This is a genomic window from Qipengyuania benthica, assembly GCF_030717865.1.
GTDB classification, from domain to species: Bacteria; Pseudomonadota; Alphaproteobacteria; order Sphingomonadales; family Sphingomonadaceae; genus Qipengyuania; species Qipengyuania benthica.
The window spans coordinates 620,832-636,150 of sequence record NZ_JAVAIL010000001.1 but is presented as its reverse complement, the minus strand read 5'-3'; the positions used below and the strand labels follow the sequence as shown (position 1 = coordinate 636,150).

Annotated in this window: 14 protein-coding genes; 8 read left to right on the top strand and 6 right to left on the bottom strand. The window is 64.2% G+C overall.

Annotation, left to right across the window (positions count from 1 at the left end):
- Positions 1-94: 94 nt before the first annotated feature.
- Positions 95-1,180 carry a copper resistance protein B gene (locus Q9K01_RS03185; RefSeq protein ID WP_305928754.1) on the bottom strand — a complete coding sequence of 362 codons (1,086 nt, stop codon included), beginning with the start codon at positions 1,178-1,180 and terminating at the stop codon, positions 95-97.
- A complete protein-coding gene (locus Q9K01_RS03180; protein WP_305928753.1) occupies positions 1,177-3,039 on the bottom strand; it encodes a copper resistance system multicopper oxidase in 1,863 nt (620 codons plus the stop codon). The genes Q9K01_RS03185 and Q9K01_RS03180 overlap by 4 nt, the downstream gene beginning before the upstream one ends.
- 338 nt (positions 3,040-3,377) lie before the next feature.
- Between Q9K01_RS03180 and Q9K01_RS03175 the strand changes: the two genes are divergently transcribed.
- A complete protein-coding gene (locus Q9K01_RS03175; RefSeq protein ID WP_305928752.1) occupies positions 3,378-3,509 on the top strand; it encodes a hypothetical protein in 132 nt (43 codons plus the stop codon).
- Positions 3,510-3,684: 175 nt separating this feature from the next.
- Positions 3,685-4,026 (top strand): hypothetical protein, encoded by a 342-nt coding sequence (locus tag Q9K01_RS03170; protein WP_305928751.1) that lies wholly within the window; start codon positions 3,685-3,687, stop codon positions 4,024-4,026.
- A gap of 151 nt (positions 4,027-4,177) precedes the next feature.
- On the opposite strand, the gene Q9K01_RS03165 is transcribed toward Q9K01_RS03170, so the two are convergent.
- The gene (locus Q9K01_RS03165) at positions 4,178-4,402 is read right to left on the bottom strand and encodes a hypothetical protein (protein WP_305928750.1); all 225 of its coding nucleotides are present in this window, start codon (positions 4,400-4,402) and stop codon (positions 4,178-4,180) included.
- 58 nt (positions 4,403-4,460) lie between these two features.
- A complete protein-coding gene (locus Q9K01_RS03160; RefSeq protein WP_305928749.1) occupies positions 4,461-5,090 on the bottom strand; it encodes a TetR/AcrR family transcriptional regulator in 630 nt (209 codons plus the stop codon).
- 152 nt (positions 5,091-5,242) lie between these two features.
- On the opposite strand from Q9K01_RS03160, the gene Q9K01_RS03155 reads away from it, so the two are divergent.
- Positions 5,243-7,606 carry a TonB-dependent receptor gene (locus tag Q9K01_RS03155; RefSeq protein ID WP_305928748.1) on the top strand — a complete coding sequence of 788 codons (2,364 nt, stop codon included), beginning with the start codon at positions 5,243-5,245 and terminating at the stop codon, positions 7,604-7,606.
- A 63-nt stretch (positions 7,607-7,669) separates the two neighbouring features.
- Here the strand turns inward: Q9K01_RS03155 and Q9K01_RS03150 are convergent, their stop codons facing one another.
- Positions 7,670-8,977, bottom strand: coding sequence for a sulfotransferase family protein (locus Q9K01_RS03150; RefSeq protein WP_305928747.1), 1,308 nt, complete (start codon positions 8,975-8,977; stop codon positions 7,670-7,672).
- A 200-nt stretch (positions 8,978-9,177) separates the two neighbouring features.
- On the opposite strand from Q9K01_RS03150, the gene serS reads away from it, so the two are divergent.
- Genes serS through Q9K01_RS03135 form a run of 3 tightly spaced genes read left to right on the top strand, consistent with a single transcriptional unit; the run spans position 9,178 to position 12,507 of the window.
- Complete coding sequence (gene serS, locus Q9K01_RS03145) at positions 9,178-10,623, top strand: serine--tRNA ligase (protein ID WP_305928746.1); 1,446 nt, start codon at positions 9,178-9,180, stop codon at positions 10,621-10,623.
- Entirely contained in the window at positions 10,620-11,384 is a 765-nt protein-coding gene (surE, locus tag Q9K01_RS03140) for a 5'/3'-nucleotidase SurE (protein ID WP_305928745.1), read from the top strand. Before serS ends, surE begins: the two co-directional genes overlap by 4 nt.
- A gap of 13 nt (positions 11,385-11,397) precedes the next feature.
- The gene (locus tag Q9K01_RS03135; RefSeq protein WP_305928744.1) at positions 11,398-12,507 is read left to right on the top strand and encodes a potassium channel family protein; all 1,110 of its coding nucleotides are present in this window, start codon (positions 11,398-11,400) and stop codon (positions 12,505-12,507) included.
- Between the two features lie 18 nt (positions 12,508-12,525).
- Here the strand turns inward: Q9K01_RS03135 and Q9K01_RS03130 are convergent, their stop codons facing one another.
- On the bottom strand, positions 12,526-12,924 hold the full coding sequence (locus Q9K01_RS03130; protein WP_305928743.1) for a DUF1761 domain-containing protein: 399 nt from the start codon (positions 12,922-12,924) through the stop codon (positions 12,526-12,528).
- Between the two features lie 107 nt (positions 12,925-13,031).
- Here Q9K01_RS03130 and rimO point away from each other — a divergent pair, with 107 nt between their 5' ends.
- Both rimO and Q9K01_RS03120 read left to right on the top strand, forming a co-directional pair.
- Entirely contained in the window at positions 13,032-14,405 is a 1,374-nt protein-coding gene (gene rimO, locus Q9K01_RS03125; RefSeq protein ID WP_305928742.1) for a 30S ribosomal protein S12 methylthiotransferase RimO, read from the top strand.
- Between the two features lie 58 nt (positions 14,406-14,463).
- Positions 14,464-15,264: a transglutaminase-like domain-containing protein gene (locus Q9K01_RS03120; RefSeq protein ID WP_305928741.1), complete on the top strand. Its 801-nt coding sequence runs from the start codon at positions 14,464-14,466 to the stop codon at positions 15,262-15,264.
- Positions 15,265-15,319: the final 55 nt, after the last annotated feature.

The window sequence follows — 15,319 nt, the reverse complement described above, 5'->3', positions numbered from 1 at the left end:
AATATTAGTAGCGAATTGGGTGGGAAGCGGACCATGCGAACCCGCAGCGATCTAGCTCCGAACTATCGCGATTGGCATCGAATTTCCCTCTTCCTCAGAACCAGAACCGAATGCCGGCGAGGTAATTCGTCACGCTTGGATCTTCGTCCTCAGCACGCGCATAATCGGCGCTCTGGCCGATGCGCCATTCCTGATCGATCCCGATGTAGGGCGCGAACTCGCGCGCGAAATGGTAGCGCAGGCGCAGACCGGCTTCGATCGCATCCAGGCCCGCGCCGATCCCCAGTTCGGGAACGTCTTGGGCCGAAAACGAGGCTTCCACACGGGGTTGCAAGATCAGGCGCTGCGTAATTCGCTGGTCCAGTTCGGCCTCGATACGGGCTGTCAGGTTGCCCTTGTCGGACAGGAAAGCAGCCGCATCCACTTCGAAGAGGTAAGGGGCAAGCCCCTGAATGCCGACCACGGCATGGGTGCGCCCCATCGGGGCCAGGTCCTGTCGAATACCGGCTTGCAGGTCGAAGAATGGGGCGATCGCACGGCTGTAGAGCGCCTGGACCTCGGCGCTCTCGATCTCCTCGCCAAAGCTTCCTTCGCCTTCCGATTTGAACCAGAACTTGTCGAGATCACCGCCGTAATAGCCCTGCACATCCCACAGATATCCGTCTTCGCCTTCACGCGCGCGGTATTCCACCCGGTCGCCCTGCACCCAGTAGTAGAGGGTGTCCCCGAGTTCGGACGGGAGACCGTCGCGGCTCGCGCGCATCGCATCCGCGCCCCAGATCGCATCGGCGGCGCGCGGCGGACCGGAGCCTGCCTCGGATGGCGGAGGGGAGAATGGAATCTCGGCCGCGCCGGGTTGCTCCATCGCTCCGTGACCCATTTGCGAATGGTCCACGCCTTCTATCTGGCTGTGGTCCATCTGGGAATGGTCCATGCCTTCCATCTGGCCGTGGTCCATCGGGGAATGGTCCCTCGCCCCGTGATCCATCCCCGCGGGGCCTTCGGGTTCGCACTGCCCCTCAGGCACGGGATGACCCATCGCACGGTGGCGCTCGGCCTCCTGCTCGCAATCCGTCTCTGCGGATTTCGTGGCAGGTTCATGTTCGGCGTGGCCAGCGTGATCCTGCGCGAAGACCGGCGCAGCGGTGGTCAGCAACAGCGTAAAGAGCACAGTTCTCATCGATCGCTCCCCACGCGCGGTTCCTCGGCTTCTGAGCCCTTCGGTGCGACCGTCACGATCTGGAACATGCCCGAATGCATGTGGTACAGAAGGTGGCAGTGGAACGCCCAGTCGCCTTCTTCATTGGCGGTGAGGTCGAAGGTGGCGCTGCCGCCTGGCTGGACGATCACCACGTTCTTCAGGGGCTGGTGTTCCGCCGGCGCTCCGTTGACCAGCTCGAAGAAGTGGCCGTGGAGGTGGATCGGATGCGCCATCATCGTGTCGTTTACCAGTTTCACGCGAACCCGCTCGTTATAGGCGAAGCGGATCGGATCGTCGGTGACGGCGGAGAACTTCTTCCCGTCGAACGACCACATGTAGCGTTCCATGTTGCCGGTGAGGTGGATTTCCATCTGCCGCGAGGGCGTGCGGGCGTAGCGATTGGCCTCGAGCGCCACGAGATCCTCGTAGGTGAGCACCCGGTGCGGCACCTCGTCGAGGCCGATGCCCGGATCGCCCATCCGATCGACCGGGTTCATCGAGACCATGTCGATACCCGGCCCGACGTGGACGTCGGGCGGTAGGAGCGAGGTGTCGCGCATGTTCATGCCGCCCATGCCCGCCGCGCTCATCGTCTCGGGCGCGGTTGTCTTGGCGGGGATCGCCCCATGCCCCATCGTCGAATGGTCCATCGACCCGTGACCCATGCGGGCCGTGTCGCCCCCATGATCCATAGCAGCATGATCCATGCCGCCATGGTCCATTCCAGCCATGCCCATTGCCGCCATCGTCAGCAGCGGCGGTTCGCGCAAAGCAGGAACGGCAGCGCGCGCGCCGGGACGGCTGACGAGATGTGCCAGCGCCATCCCCGAGCGGTCCATGCTCTCGGCCACCACCGCCATCGCCTCGCCGGTCGGCTCGACGAGGAAGTCGTAGGTCTCCGCCGTGCCGATCTGGAACTCATCGACTTCGACCGGGCGCACCGCCATCCCGTCGGCGGCGACAATCGTCAGTTTCGCGCCAGGGATGCGGATGTTGAAGAAGCTCATCGCGCTGCCATTCATCACCCGGAAGCGCACGCGTTCGCCGGGCCGGAACAGATATTCGAGCCCTTCCTCGGGCCCCATGCCATTGGCGAGGTAGGTGTAGGTGGAGCCAGACACGTCCGTGATGTCGGTCGGCATCATGCGCATTCTGGCCCACATCCGCCGCTCTTCGTCGGTCAGCTCGTAATCGTCGGCCCAACTGCGCTGCTGCATGTTGAAATAGGCTTCGCCCTTCTTGAGCTTCTCCATGATCGTATGACCATGCAGCGGCGTGAATTCCGAAAGGAGGAGCACGTAGTCGCGGTCGGCCTGGATCGGATCCGGCCCGGCGGGGTCGACCACCAGCGGGCCGTAATGACCCGACTGCTCCTGCAAACCGGAATGCGAGTGCCACCAGTAAGTGCCCGACTGGCGGATGGCAGGCAGGTCGTAAACGAATGTCTCTCCAGGCCGGATACCGGGAAAGCTCACTCCGGGCACGCCGTCGAACTGGAACGGGACCAGCAGACCATGCCAGTGGACCGATGTATCTTCCTGAAGGGCGTTGGTGACATGGATGCGGACCGGTTCACCTTCCTTCAGTCGAACCAGCGGGCCCGGAATTGTGCCGTTTACCGCAACCGCATGACCCCGACGGCCCTGCACGACACGCATGCCCTCGCCGACGGTCAGGCGAATGTCGCGACCCGACACCTCGTCGAAGCCGGTGCGGATCATGCCGCCATGGTGAAGCGACGCACCGCGCGCCCAGGCTGGAGCCGCAGCGCCGGCAGCCAGCAGACCGCCAGTTGCGATGCCCGAACCCATGAAATTTCGGCGATTCATTGCTTGCATCGTGAAGTCCTGCTTGAAGAAGTTCGCTCTGTCCTACGCGGTCCAAGGCCCTTTGCCTCACTCGAAGATGGCTGCTTCCCGCAACCTCTTCCGCGCACGATATACCAGCGATTCCAGCGCCTTTTGGCGAATAACGAATAGGTCGGCCAGTTCCTACTGCCTCCAATTCGCAGTAGCGCCAGCGCCACGCTACTGATTATCAGTATTAAGTCGTTGAATTTATTTGATTTTTTGGATCGCCTTCGCTATCGGCGTGTTAGATAGGCGAACACGACAGATCAGGGCAACAGATAAGGAGCTCCGCGATGCATTGCGAGAACTGCAAGTTTTACCAAGCCATGAGCAGCGAATGCCGCCGCTATGCGCCATCCCCTGCGGAGGGCGACAAGAAGGCGCATTGGCCCAACGTGGCGCAAGACGATTGGTGCGGCGAGTTCGTCGCAGCCGACGTCCGGCGCCAGGTCGCCTGATCGCGATCCTCGCCTCCGCTCGACCGGGTGGACACGGCGAATCTAAAACCGGGTGCCTCGAAAGGGTCGACCCGGTTTTTCGTACGTGACATGCAATTGGGCTTGAATTTTCCGCTACTGCAAGTCATTCTCATTTCCGACAGGAGATGGTTCCGACAGGAGATGGGTTTCGCTTATGCTCGATTTGTTTCGCCTCGCCGGTCCTGCTCCGATGCAGCCGGCCAATGACGTGATCGATCTGCCGCCACGCGCGGCGGGACACCAGATTCGCTGGTCGGTCGAGCGGGTAACCCAATTGCTCAGCCGCGCCGGGCGGCGCCCGCTCGAGGTCAGCGCTCCGTGTTCGCTCAAGCGGACCCCGCAGGAGCGGCTGCTCGAATCGATGATGCAGGCGATCGCTCGCGGCGAGGAAAGCCAGGCGCTAGGCTTCGCCGAATGGCTGGTCGCCAAGTGCGAGGCGCCGCGACTGGTGCGCTGGTCGCAGCCGATCGCGCGCCATTGGGCGCAAGCAGCGTAGTCGCAGGCCGCTGCTTTGGCCGCCTGGTCGCCGGATTGCCGCAAGGTCGGCCATGCGAGGGCAGATCTGCTTTAGAAGGCGATCGTGCAAGCAGAAGCAGGTGCCGAATATCCTTCGACACCTGCGATTCCGATCGAGTTTGAAAGCCGGCTTAGCTGGTGGTCTCGGCTCCGCCGGACCTTGTGCCTGAGTTCTTCTCCGAGAGCTTCTTCGCGGCGTAACCGCCCGCCGCGATCGCGGCCATTGCGGGCAGGCTGATACGGCGCAAAACCGCCGTTCCTACGACACCCAATGCCGCGCCTTTTGCGCCGCTCATTCCGCCGGTCCGCTTGGCCAGCCTGTCGCCCACGAACGCTCCGATAATCTTGCCGATCATAGTGTAATCTCCTTTGCCCGACCAACGGCCCGGCGCCCAAGCCGTTCCGGAAGAGCGGCTAAACGGGGTCGGGCCGGTTGCTGGCAAGGCCCTTGGCCAGCAAGAGATTGGCACGCGTCACGACCGCGGCGCATTCGGGATCGCCCTCTTGCGCCCAGATGGCATAGCGCAGACCGAGAAACACATTCATACCCATAACCGCCCAGGCTTCGACTTCGCCGAGACCGGAGCGCATCTCGCCCTTTGCCCCGCCGCTGGCGAGCCGATCCGCGATCCGTTGCGCGATGGTGCGGTAGTGACCCTGATAGCTCTCGGGGTCGACGAATTCGGCCTCGTCGATGATCCTGTAGATTTCCTTGTGCTCGCCCGCGAAACGCAGAAACGCCTCGAGCGCGGCGCGCTCGATCTCGAGCGGCGGCATGTCGGGCGAGATCGCTTCGCGTGCCGCCATTTTGACGGCATCGCTCATATCGCTCACCAGCGCCCGGAAGATCGCATCCTTGCTGTCGAAATAGGTGTAGAAGCTGCCCAGCGCGACCCCCGCCCTGCGGGTGATGGTGCTGATCGAAGCTTCGTGAAAACCCCGCTCGCCGAATTCGCTCGCCGCCGCATCGAGCAGCTTGCGCAAGGTACGGCGGCCACGCTCGGTCCGCGGCGCCTTGTCGCTGTCGCGCGTTGCGGTTTCCATCTCAGCCCCTTTCCCTCGCTCTTACGATGCCGATCCCGTGCCGATAGCGACCGATCTCGCATCGAAAGTGGGCCCGCGCAAGAACAAACTTGAAAGGTGGTTCAGGTTTCATTATTGCGACATGCGAGAGAGTTCCAGAGGGGAGAGAGTCGATGAGTTTCAACCGTTCGCGTATCTGTGCCGGCCTGTTGGCAAGTGGCGCCGCGCTGGCCTGTGCCGCGCCTGCCCTGGCGCAGACCACCATTCCTGCAACGGCCGAGCCCGAGGCGACCGCGACGCAAGAAGCGGTTCCCGGCGACGATGGCGTCATCATCGTCACCGCGCGGCGACGCGAGGAACGTCTGATCGACGTCCCGCTTTCGGTGACCGCTCTTTCCGGCGAAGATTTGCTACGCAGCGGCACCCAGGACCTCACCGAGATCGCCCAGGAAGTGCCCAATCTGACGCTCGAGGTCAGCCGCGGCACCAACACCACCCTCACCGCTTTCATCCGCGGTGTCGGTCAGCAGGATCCGGTCGCCGGGTTCGAAGCGGGGGTCGGGCTTTATGTCGACGACGTCTATCTCAATCGGCCACAGGCCTCCGTGCTCGATATCTACGATGTCGAGCGCATCGAGGTGCTGCGCGGGCCGCAGGGTACGCTTTACGGTCGCAACACCATCGGCGGTGCGATCAAGTATGTGACCGCGCGCCTGCCGAATGAAACCAGCTTGAAGCTGCGCGGCACCTATGGCTCCTATGATCAGGCCGATCTTATCGTCACTGCATCGACCCCCCTGAGCGACAATCTGAGCATCGGGGCAAGCGGAGCCCGCCTGTCACGCGGCGGCTTCGGCGACAATCTCACGCTCGGCACCGAAAACTACAATAAGGACGTCTGGGCGGCGCGCGGGACGATCGAATTCGACAACGGCCCGCTGTTCGTCCGGCTCTCGGGCGACTATGTGAAGGACCAGAGCGAGGCCCGCCAGGGCAGCCGACTGATCCCCAGCCTCGTCACCGGCGCCCCGGTGCTCGACGATCCCTACGACACTCGCGCCGGGCTCGACGTGGTCGATCAGGAAGTCGAAGCCTATGGCGGTGGCCTCACGGTCGAACTCGAGGTTTCCGACACTCTCACGCTGAAGTCGATCACTGGCTATCGAGAAGACACTTCGACATCGCCGATCGACTTCGATAGCCTCCCGGCTGCCGATCTCGATGTGCCGGCGATTTACGAGAACGACCAGTTCAGCCAGGAACTGCAGCTGCTCTATCAAGGCGATCGTCTGAACGGCGTTCTGGGCGCCTATTATCTCAGTGCCAACGCCTTCACCGCCTTTGATGTGGCGATTTTCACGACCGGCGCGCTGCTCGGCCTCCCGGGGCTCAATGCGCAGACCCTGGGCGATGTCGGCACCGAGACCTATTCGGTGTTCGGCGATTTCACCTACGATCTCACCGACAAGCTCAGCGTCTCGCTGGGCGGTCGCTATACCTGGGATACGCGCGACAGCCGTGTGTTGCGCACCACCTTCATCGGCGGTTATTCGGATTTGTTCGGCCCGACTGCCGCGATCCCGATCGCGGTCACTAGCGATTTCCGCGGCGAGGAAACCTTCGAGGAATTCACTCCGCGTGCCTCGATCGCCTACAAACCGTCGCGCAATCACACGCTCTATTTCACATATTCCAAGGGCTTCAAGGGCGGCGGCTTCGACCCGCGCGGACAGACCTCGGCGGCGCCCGATCTCGATGACGACGGCGATATCGACTACGACGACGAGTTCGCCTTCCTGCGCTTCGCCCCCGAAACAGTCGACAGCTACGAACTGGGCTACAAGGCCTCGCTGCTCGACGACCGGCTGTTCCTCTCGCTCGCCGTCTTCAAGGGCGATTACAGCGATGTCCAGATTCCCGGATCGGTTGGGATCGACGCCAATGGCGACGGCGTCAACGAGACCTTCATCGGCATCACGTCGAACGCCGCCAGCGCCGATGTCAACGGCGTGGAATTTGAAGGCAACGCTGTGGTCGGGCGCGATTTCGCCGGATTGGGCAGCCGCTTCGGCTTCAATTGGTCGCTCGGCTTGCTCGATGCCCAATACAACACTTTCATCGATGCTCTCGGCGTCGATGTCGCCGACCAGCGGGTGTTTCAGAACACCCCCGACATCACCGCGCATATGGGCATCAACCTGGGCCTGCCGGTCGCCAGCGGGATCGTCGACTTCCTCGGTTCGATCTCGCTGCGCTCGGACGCCAGCCAGTTCGAGGTGGCCAACGACTTCCTCGACCAGGACGGCTTCGCGCTGGTGGACGCATCGATCGTCTACACCGACGACAGCGACCGCTTCTCGATCGGCGCCCATGCCAAGAACCTGTTCGACAAGCGCTACATCGTGGCCGGCTATAATTTTGTGGCCGGAAATGGCCGCGATGTGCCCTTCACCCCGACGCTGGGGCGCGAGGGGACGCTGACCGGTTTCTACGGCGATCCGCGGCGCTTCTTCGTGACCGCCGAGGTCAAGTTCTAGGACCATACCAGTCCATCGAGGAAAACGGGGCCGGGCGCTGCCGCGGCCCCGTTTTTCCGGGAATCAGTTCATGGCAACCGCCGCGCCCGTGGCTTGCCGATCGGCACCTTCGACCTGGATGTCGTACTGCCGCACGTAGTCGCCCAATTGCTCGTTCACCTGCTGCGGCGACAGGCCGAACTGTTCCAGACTGTAGCGATGCGGCCGCTGCTTCAAGCGGCGTGAGCGGTCGATGAAATGCTCCATCCCCGGGACCGCCGGTTCCATCTCGAGATCGAGAAAGCGATAGATCCGCGCCATCGTGCCGCGCCAGTCGTCGTCCATCGCGCTGTAATGCACATCGATCATGCGATCGGGCGGGATCGCATCGCGCGCGGCGCGCATCCGCTCGATCTGCAGCCGGGTCTTGCGCAGCCATTCCTCGCCCACGCCGCGCGGATCGACATGATCGGAATAGATCACCGTCTGGTTCCAGGCGAGCGAGGCAGCGCTCCCGACCACCTGCCGGGGGTCGCGGTGGGTGAAGATCAGCCGCGCGTCGGGAAAAACCTCCAGCAGTGCGGGCAGATCGAGCATGTGCTGCGGGGTCTTGAGTATCCAGGGGCGCAGCGAACTGCTCTGCTGCGACCAGCCGACCAGCCGCAGCAGGTCCGCCATATGGCGATAGGCGGGCGCGGCGTCCTGGCGCTCGCACCAACGACCATAGGTCGGCACATGCCACTGCGCCTCGTGCTTCATCCCCCACATGCTCGCGACCAGCAGACCGAGCTCCTCTTCGGGCTCATACGGACCCGTCGGGTGGATGGTCAGCGTCCGCGGATTGGCGAGCCGGGCGACCTTCATGATCCGCTCCGCCAGGATCGGCCGGAAATCGTCCTTTTTGCCCGCCAGCACCTCTTCATAGCCGGGGCGCGGAACCGGGCTGATCGTCTCGAAGCTGCGCAGATGGCTGAACCGCCGGTCGCTGGCGAGCAGCCGGTGCAGCCGCGTGGTGCCGGAGCGCATCGGCCCGACGATGACCACCGGCCTGCGGATCGGGCGCGTCAGTATCTCCGGATGGCGCTCGAACCACCATTGGGTCCGCAGCCGATCGCGCAGCACATGGCGAAACTGGTTCGTCGCCGCGAATTCGCCCGCCGGATTGAGGCGCGCCTCCGTGCGTATCGAATCGAGCAGTACCTCCATCGGCCTCTCGAACCAGCGATCGCCGAAATCGGTTAGGCCCGTCGCGTCTACCGCTTCGTCGAGCAGGATATCCTTTTCCAGTCGCGCCGGGGCCACCGCTCCGACAGCGCGACCTGCGCGGATCGCGAGGTTGAGACCGTCGATAAAGCGGGTGCGGCGCGGCGGGTTGTCGGGAATGGTTTGCACGTCTTGTCGGCCTTGAGCTGCGGTTTCGATACGGCAGCGCCGCAACAGCACCGATGCCATAGATGGCTCAACTGCCGACGCGCGCGGGAGTGCCCGGCGATCTTTCGCAGGCCCCTTCGCGGGCAGCGTTCCTGTGTCCAGGCCCTCCTCCGGCCAAGCCCTCTGGCCAAGCGGGGACCGAGCGGGCATAGGCGCTGGCCATGCACGACATTGCCTTTATCCGTAAGCATCCGGGTGAATTCGATGCGGGGCTCCAGCGCCGCGGCGCCGAGCCCGCTGCGGATCGCATCCTGGCGCTCGACGCCCGCCGCCGCGAAATCACCACAAGGCTGCAGGAGGCGCAGAGCCGCCGCAACGAAGCATCCAAGGCGATCGGTCAGGCGATGGGCAAGGGCGACAAGGACACCGCCGACAGCCTCAAATCCGAAGTCTCCGAGATCAAGCAGGCGATGCCAGCGCTCGAGGAGGAAGACCGCAAGCTCGGCGCCGAACTCCACGATTTGCTTGCCGCGCTCCCCAATCTCCCCGCAGAGGATGTCCCCGACGGCGCCGACGAGGCGGCGAACGTCGAGCTGGCGCGCTGGGGCACTCCGCGCGAGTTCGCCTTCACGCCGCGGGAACACGCCGATCTCGGACCGCCGCTGGGGCTCGATTTCGAGACCGGCGCAGCCATCGCGGGCGCGCGCTTCACCTTCCTGCGCGGCGATATGGCGCGGCTGCACCGTGCGCTGGGTCAGTTCATGCTCGACCGCCAGACCGGCGAGAACGGCTACACCGAGTGCGCGCCGCCGCTGCTGGTGCGCGATGAGGCCGTCTTTGGTACTGGTCAGTTACCAAAGTTCGCCGATGATCTGTTTCGCACGGAATTGAACCTCGATGGCTATATGCGGTCGGTATTCGAAGAAGTTGCGCGCTTGAGCGACGAAGAACGTCAAGAAGATCCGAAAGACTTCGAAGCCAAAGAGCTAAAGGCAGTGACGATTGAGCAGGCGATGGCCGCTTGGAAGAAGGTCTCAGAAGATAGCCCGAAAACACGCCGCTGGCTGATCCCCACCGCCGAGGTCAGCCTGACCAATGCGGTGCGCGAGCAGATCCTCGACGAGGGCGCGCTGCCGCTCAGGATGACCGCGCTCACGCAGTGTTTCCGCTCCGAGGCGGGCGCCGCCGGGCGCGACACCCGCGGCTTCATCCGCCAGCACCAGTTCGAGAAGGTCGAACTGGTCAGCATTGCCCGTCCCGAAGACAGCGAGGCCGAGCACGAGCGCATGACGCAGGCCGCCGAGGGCGTGCTGCAGGCGCTCGACCTGCCCTATCGCAAGATGCTGCTGTGCACCGGCGATATGGGCTTCACCGCGCGGCGGACCTACGATCTCGAGGTCTGGCTGCCCGGCCAGGGCGCCTATCGCGAGATCAGCTCGTGCTCGAACTGCGGCGACTTTCAGGCGCGGCGGATGAATGCGCGCTACCGCCCCGAAGCCGAGAAGAAGACCCAGTTCGTCCACACGCTCAACGGCTCGGGCCTCGCGGTCGGACGCACGCTGGTGGCGGTGCTGGAGAATTACCAGCAGGAAGACGGCAGCGTTGCGGTGCCCGAGGTCCTCGCCCCCTATATGGCGGGCGTCACGAAACTGGAGCCGCTCTCGTGAAGATCCTCCTCACCAATGACGACGGCGTCCACGCGCCCGGGCTCGAGGTTCTCGAGGAGATCGCGCGCGAATTCACCGACGACATCTGGATCTGCGCTCCCGACGAGGAGCAGTCGGGGATGGGTCATGCGCTCACCCTCACCCGCCCGGTGCGGCTGCGCCAGCATGGCAAACGGCGCTTCTCGGTCACCGGCACGCCGACCGATTCGGTCACGCTGGGCCTGCGCAAGGTGATGGACGGAGCGCCCGACGTGATCCTCTCGGGAGTCAACCGGGGCGCCAATCTGGGCGACGACGTCACCTATTCGGGTACCGTCTCGGCGGCGATCGAAGGCGCGCTGGCGGGTATTCGCTCGATCGCGCTGAGCCAAGTCACCAGCCGCAGCGGCGAGGCCGGAGCCGATACCTTCGATGCGGCGCGCGGCTGGGGTGCCAAGGTACTCGGCCCGCTGCTGGATACACCGCTGCCCAAGCGGACGCTGGTCAATGTCAACTTCCCCGCTTTGCCAAGCGCCAAGGTCGCCGGCATCCGCGCGGTGCGGCAGGGTTTCCACGACTACGCCCGCGGGACGGTGGTCGAGGGCCGCGATCCGCGGGGGTTCCAGTACTATTGGTTCGGGCTCGAGCCGATCGAGCACACGCTCGACCACGGCACCGATCTGGAAGCCATCGACGACGGCTTCATCTCGGTCACCCCACTCCAGCTCGACCTGACCCACCATTCGTCGCTGGGCGCGCTTGCCGATCGCTACCAGCCGTGAGAAACACGGTCGGATGAGCGACAAGAAGCAACTCGATACGCTCACACCGACCGAAGCCGGGCGGGTCTATCGCGGCGCGCGCCATACGCCTCTGCGGCGAGCGGTAAAGATTCCGGTCTGGGGCGACCTGGGCATCAGGCTCGGGTTGGCGCTGTTCCTGATCTTCATCGTGGTGATGATCCACTGGTGGGACCGCGAGGGACTGGTCGACAATCTCGACGGCGAAGTCAGCTTTCTCGACGTGGTCTATTTCACCATGATCTCGATCACCACCACGGGCTTTGGCGATATCGCCCCGATCAGCGATCGGGCGCGCCTGGTCGAGGCGGTGATCGTCACGCCGATCCGGTTCGCGGTGTTCTTCATCTTCGTTGGGACGGCTTACAATTTCATCATGAAACGCAGCTGGGAGAAATGGCGCATGGCTCGTATCCAGGAGCAACTCTCGAACCACATCGTGGTGCTGGGCTACGGTGTCTCCGGCTCGGAAGCGGTCGCGGAACTGATCGATCGCGGAACCGACCCCAATTGCATCGTTGTCATCGACCCCAGCGAGGAGCGGCTGGCCGATGCCGAAGCGCTGGGGTGCAACATCATGGCCGCCGATGCATCGCGCGACGAGACGCTCAAGGCGGTGCGGATCGACCAGGCGCAGAACGTGCTGATCTCGGCCGGGCGCGACGACACTACGATCCTGATAACGCTGACCGTGCGCGCAATGGCGCCCGAGGTGCCGATCAGCGTTGTGGTACGGGCGAACGACAATGAATCGCTCGCGCTGCAGGCGGGCGCGAACAATGTCATCAATCCGGTCCGCTTCACCGGGCTATTGCTCGCGGGCTCTGCCAAGGGCGAGCATATCGCCGATTATCTCGCGGATCTGGCTTCGGTCGCGGGCCGGGTCCAGCTGGTCGAGCGCGCAATCACCGCCGAAGAGGATGGGATCGCACTGAGTGATCTGAAGACCGGCGGGCGGGGCCTGCGCGTCTATCGCAACGGTCAGGCGCTCGGGTTCTGGGAAGAGGCCTGCCAGATCCTGCAGCAGGGCGACATCCTGGTCGAGATCGTGCCCACCCCCAACGGAGAGACAAAGGGCGACGGTCGCCCCCAGCCGGGCGAATAGACCCGGGCGCTGGCCTGCCTAGCGGAACAGGAGGAAGACTCCGCCCATTGCCGTCATTCCGGTCACGATATGGCCGGAATCGATGAGGAACAGCGTCAGGGTCTTGCGCAGATAGAGATAGTGGATCCCCAGCGCCGGGACCATCACCGTCGCACCGAAGCCGATCGCCATCATCATCGTCGCGCGATCGCTGGCGCCGCTGCGCGCAATCCCGTGCCACAGCGTCGAGGCGATCAGCAGTTCGAACAGGAAGGTCAGCCCGAAGATCAGCGGCATATTGCCCGAACGCACCGTCTCGTCGCTCAGACGCGCGGCTCTCTGCCAGACCTTGCCGAACAGCACACCGTACCACAGCATCCCGACCACGAAGAAAGCCAGCGCCCCCAGCAGCACCGCGAAAAAATTCATTTCGTTCATGCCGAACCCCATGCTGCGAGTTGCGCGCCCGATATGCGCCCCTCGGAAGCGCATAAGCGCGCGACGCTAGCGCAATTGCCCGGACAGGTGTAGGGGCGCGCGCAATCATGAACACCGCCACCACCATCCTTCCCGACCAGAAGAAGATCGGCATGGTCAGCCTGGGTTGCCCCAAGGCGCTGGTCGATTCCGAACGCATCCTCACGCGGCTGCGCGCCGACGGCTATGCCATGAGCCCCGATTACGCCGGCGCCGATGTGGTTCTGGTCAACACCTGCGGCTTCCTCGACAGCGCGAAGGAGGAAAGCCTGCAGGCGATCGGCGAGGCGATCGCCGAGAACGGGCGCGTGATCGTGACCGGCTGCATGGGCGAGGAGGCAGAGACCATCCGCGCCGCGCATCCGGCGGTGCTGGCGATCACTGGTGCGCATCAATACGAATCGGTGGTCGAGGCGGTTCACACCCACGCTCCGCCGAGTCAGGGTCCCTATGTCGATCTGATCCCCCAACCCGACATCAAGCTGACCCCGCGGCACTACAGCTATCTCAAGATTTCCGAGGGCTGCAACCATTCCTGCGCCTTCTGCATCATCCCGCAATTGCGCGGCAAGCTAGCGAGCCGGCGGATCGACGCGGTGCTGCGCGAGGCGGAGAAGCTGGTCGCGGCGGGGACGCGCGAGCTGCTGGTGATCAGTCAGGACACCTCGGCCTACGGGGTCGACACCCGCCATGAGACGCGCGAGTGGAAGGGGCGGGAAGTGCGCGCGCACATGACCGATCTGGCGCGCGAGCTGGGCGGATTGCGCACGCCGGACGGGCAGGTCCCCTGGGTGCGGCTGCATTACGTCTACCCCTATCCGCATGTCGATGCGGTGATCCCGCTGATGGCCGAGGGGCTGCTGACCCCCTATCTCGACATCCCGTTCCAGCATGCCAGCCCCAGAGTGCTCAAGGCGATGCGCCGCCCCGCCAACGAGGCCAAGGTCCTCGAACGGCTCAAGGCATGGCGCGAAATCTGCCCCGAGATCGCGATCCGCTCCTCCTTTGTGGTCGGCTTCCCCGGCGAGACCGAAGAAGATTTCCGCTATCTCCTCGACTGGCTTGAGGAAGCGCGGCTCGACCGGGTCGGCGGCTTCCGCTTCGAACAGGTCGAGGGCGCACGCGCCAATGCGCTGCCCGATCACGTCCCCGAGGAACTCAAGGAAGAACGCTACGCGCGGCTGATGGAAGTGACCGAGCGGATCAGCACCGAGCGGCTCGCCGCCAAGATCGGCAGGCGCATCCCGGTGATCGTCGACGAAGTGGGCGAGCCCGACGAAGATGGTGATATCGGCGCCACCGCGCGCAGCCAGGCCGATGCGCCCGAGATCGATGGCCAGGTCTATCTGCGCAACGTCCCGGCGACGCTGGCGTCGGGCGCGGTGATCGAGGTCGAGATCGAGGATGCCGATGCGCACGATCTGTTCGGCGTCCCCGCCTGATCGGACTATATTTCGCAATGTCAGAAACCCGCGTCTTCGGGGGGCGTTGCCAAGCCGCATGTCCATAAAAATTGCCACCAGCTTTGCCTTCACGCTCGACCGGCCGGCCGACGTCCTGCTCCAGTTCGAGGCGGCAGCGATCCCCGAGCAGGAGATCGTCGAAAGCGCCACGCGGATGAGCGAGGCCGAGCATTGCGCGAGGGTTCCGGCACAGGACGCGATCGGCGAGCGTATCTGGCTACGCGCCGAGGGCGATTTCGAGGTGGAATACACCGCGCTTGTCCGTCCGCAGCGCCAACTGCCCGAGCTCGGCAGCCTCGGTCGGGTCGATCCGCACGATATGCCCGGCGAGGCGGTGCAATATCTGTTCGACTCGCGCTATTGCCAGGCGGACAAGTTCCAGCCCTTCGTGAACTCCGAATTCGGCGACACGCAGGGCGGCGCGCGGATCGCAGCGATCCGCGACTGGATCGCCGATCACTTCAGCTACGAGCCGGGCACTTCGGATTCGCGCACGACTGCGCTCGACAGCTTCGTCGAAAGGCGCGGAATCTGTCGCGACTATGCGCATGTTCTGGTGGCGCTGGCGCGCGCCAGCACCATCCCGGCGCGCTTCGTCGCCTGCTACGCTCCCGGGGTGGAGCCGCCCGATTTCCACGCCGTCGCCGAAGTTTTCCTCAAGGATCCCGAGAAGCCCGGTGGCGGCACCTGGCAGTTGGTCGATGCCACGAACATGGCCGATCCCGCCGAGACCGTGAAGATCGGCGTCGGCCGCGATGCCGCCGATGTCAGTTTTCTGACCAGCTTCGGACCCAACGAGTTCCGCCGCAGTTCGGTCAGCGTTACCCGGACCGACTAGGAGCACGCGTGTTGGCATGACCCTTTGCAGGGTGTTACGCCAGCAAAGGCAAACT

Coding starts and splice junctions, on each gene's coding strand:
- Q9K01_RS03180 (WP_305928753.1), bottom strand. CDS start 3,039: ATGCAAGCAATGAATCGCCGAAATTTCATGGGTTCGGGCATCGCAACT.
- Q9K01_RS03170 (WP_305928751.1), top strand. CDS start 3,685: ATGCTCGATTTGTTTCGCCTCGCCGGTCCTGCTCCGATGCAGCCGGCC.
- Q9K01_RS03155 (WP_305928748.1), top strand. CDS start 5,243: ATGAGTTTCAACCGTTCGCGTATCTGTGCCGGCCTGTTGGCAAGTGGC.
- Q9K01_RS03130 (WP_305928743.1), bottom strand. CDS start 12,924: ATGAACGAAATGAATTTTTTCGCGGTGCTGCTGGGGGCGCTGGCTTTC.
- serS (WP_305928746.1), top strand. CDS start 9,178: ATGCACGACATTGCCTTTATCCGTAAGCATCCGGGTGAATTCGATGCG.
- Q9K01_RS03185 (WP_305928754.1), bottom strand. CDS start 1,180: ATGAGAACTGTGCTCTTTACGCTGTTGCTGACCACCGCTGCGCCGGTC.
- Q9K01_RS03160 (WP_305928749.1), bottom strand. CDS start 5,090: ATGGAAACCGCAACGCGCGACAGCGACAAGGCGCCGCGGACCGAGCGT.
- Q9K01_RS03120 (WP_305928741.1), top strand. CDS start 14,464: ATGTCCATAAAAATTGCCACCAGCTTTGCCTTCACGCTCGACCGGCCG.
- rimO (WP_305928742.1), top strand. CDS start 13,032: ATGAACACCGCCACCACCATCCTTCCCGACCAGAAGAAGATCGGCATG.
- Q9K01_RS03165 (WP_305928750.1), bottom strand. CDS start 4,402: ATGATCGGCAAGATTATCGGAGCGTTCGTGGGCGACAGGCTGGCCAAG.
- Q9K01_RS03175 (WP_305928752.1), top strand. CDS start 3,378: ATGAGCAGCGAATGCCGCCGCTATGCGCCATCCCCTGCGGAGGGCGAC.
- Q9K01_RS03135 (WP_305928744.1), top strand. CDS start 11,398: ATGAGCGACAAGAAGCAACTCGATACGCTCACACCGACCGAAGCCGGG.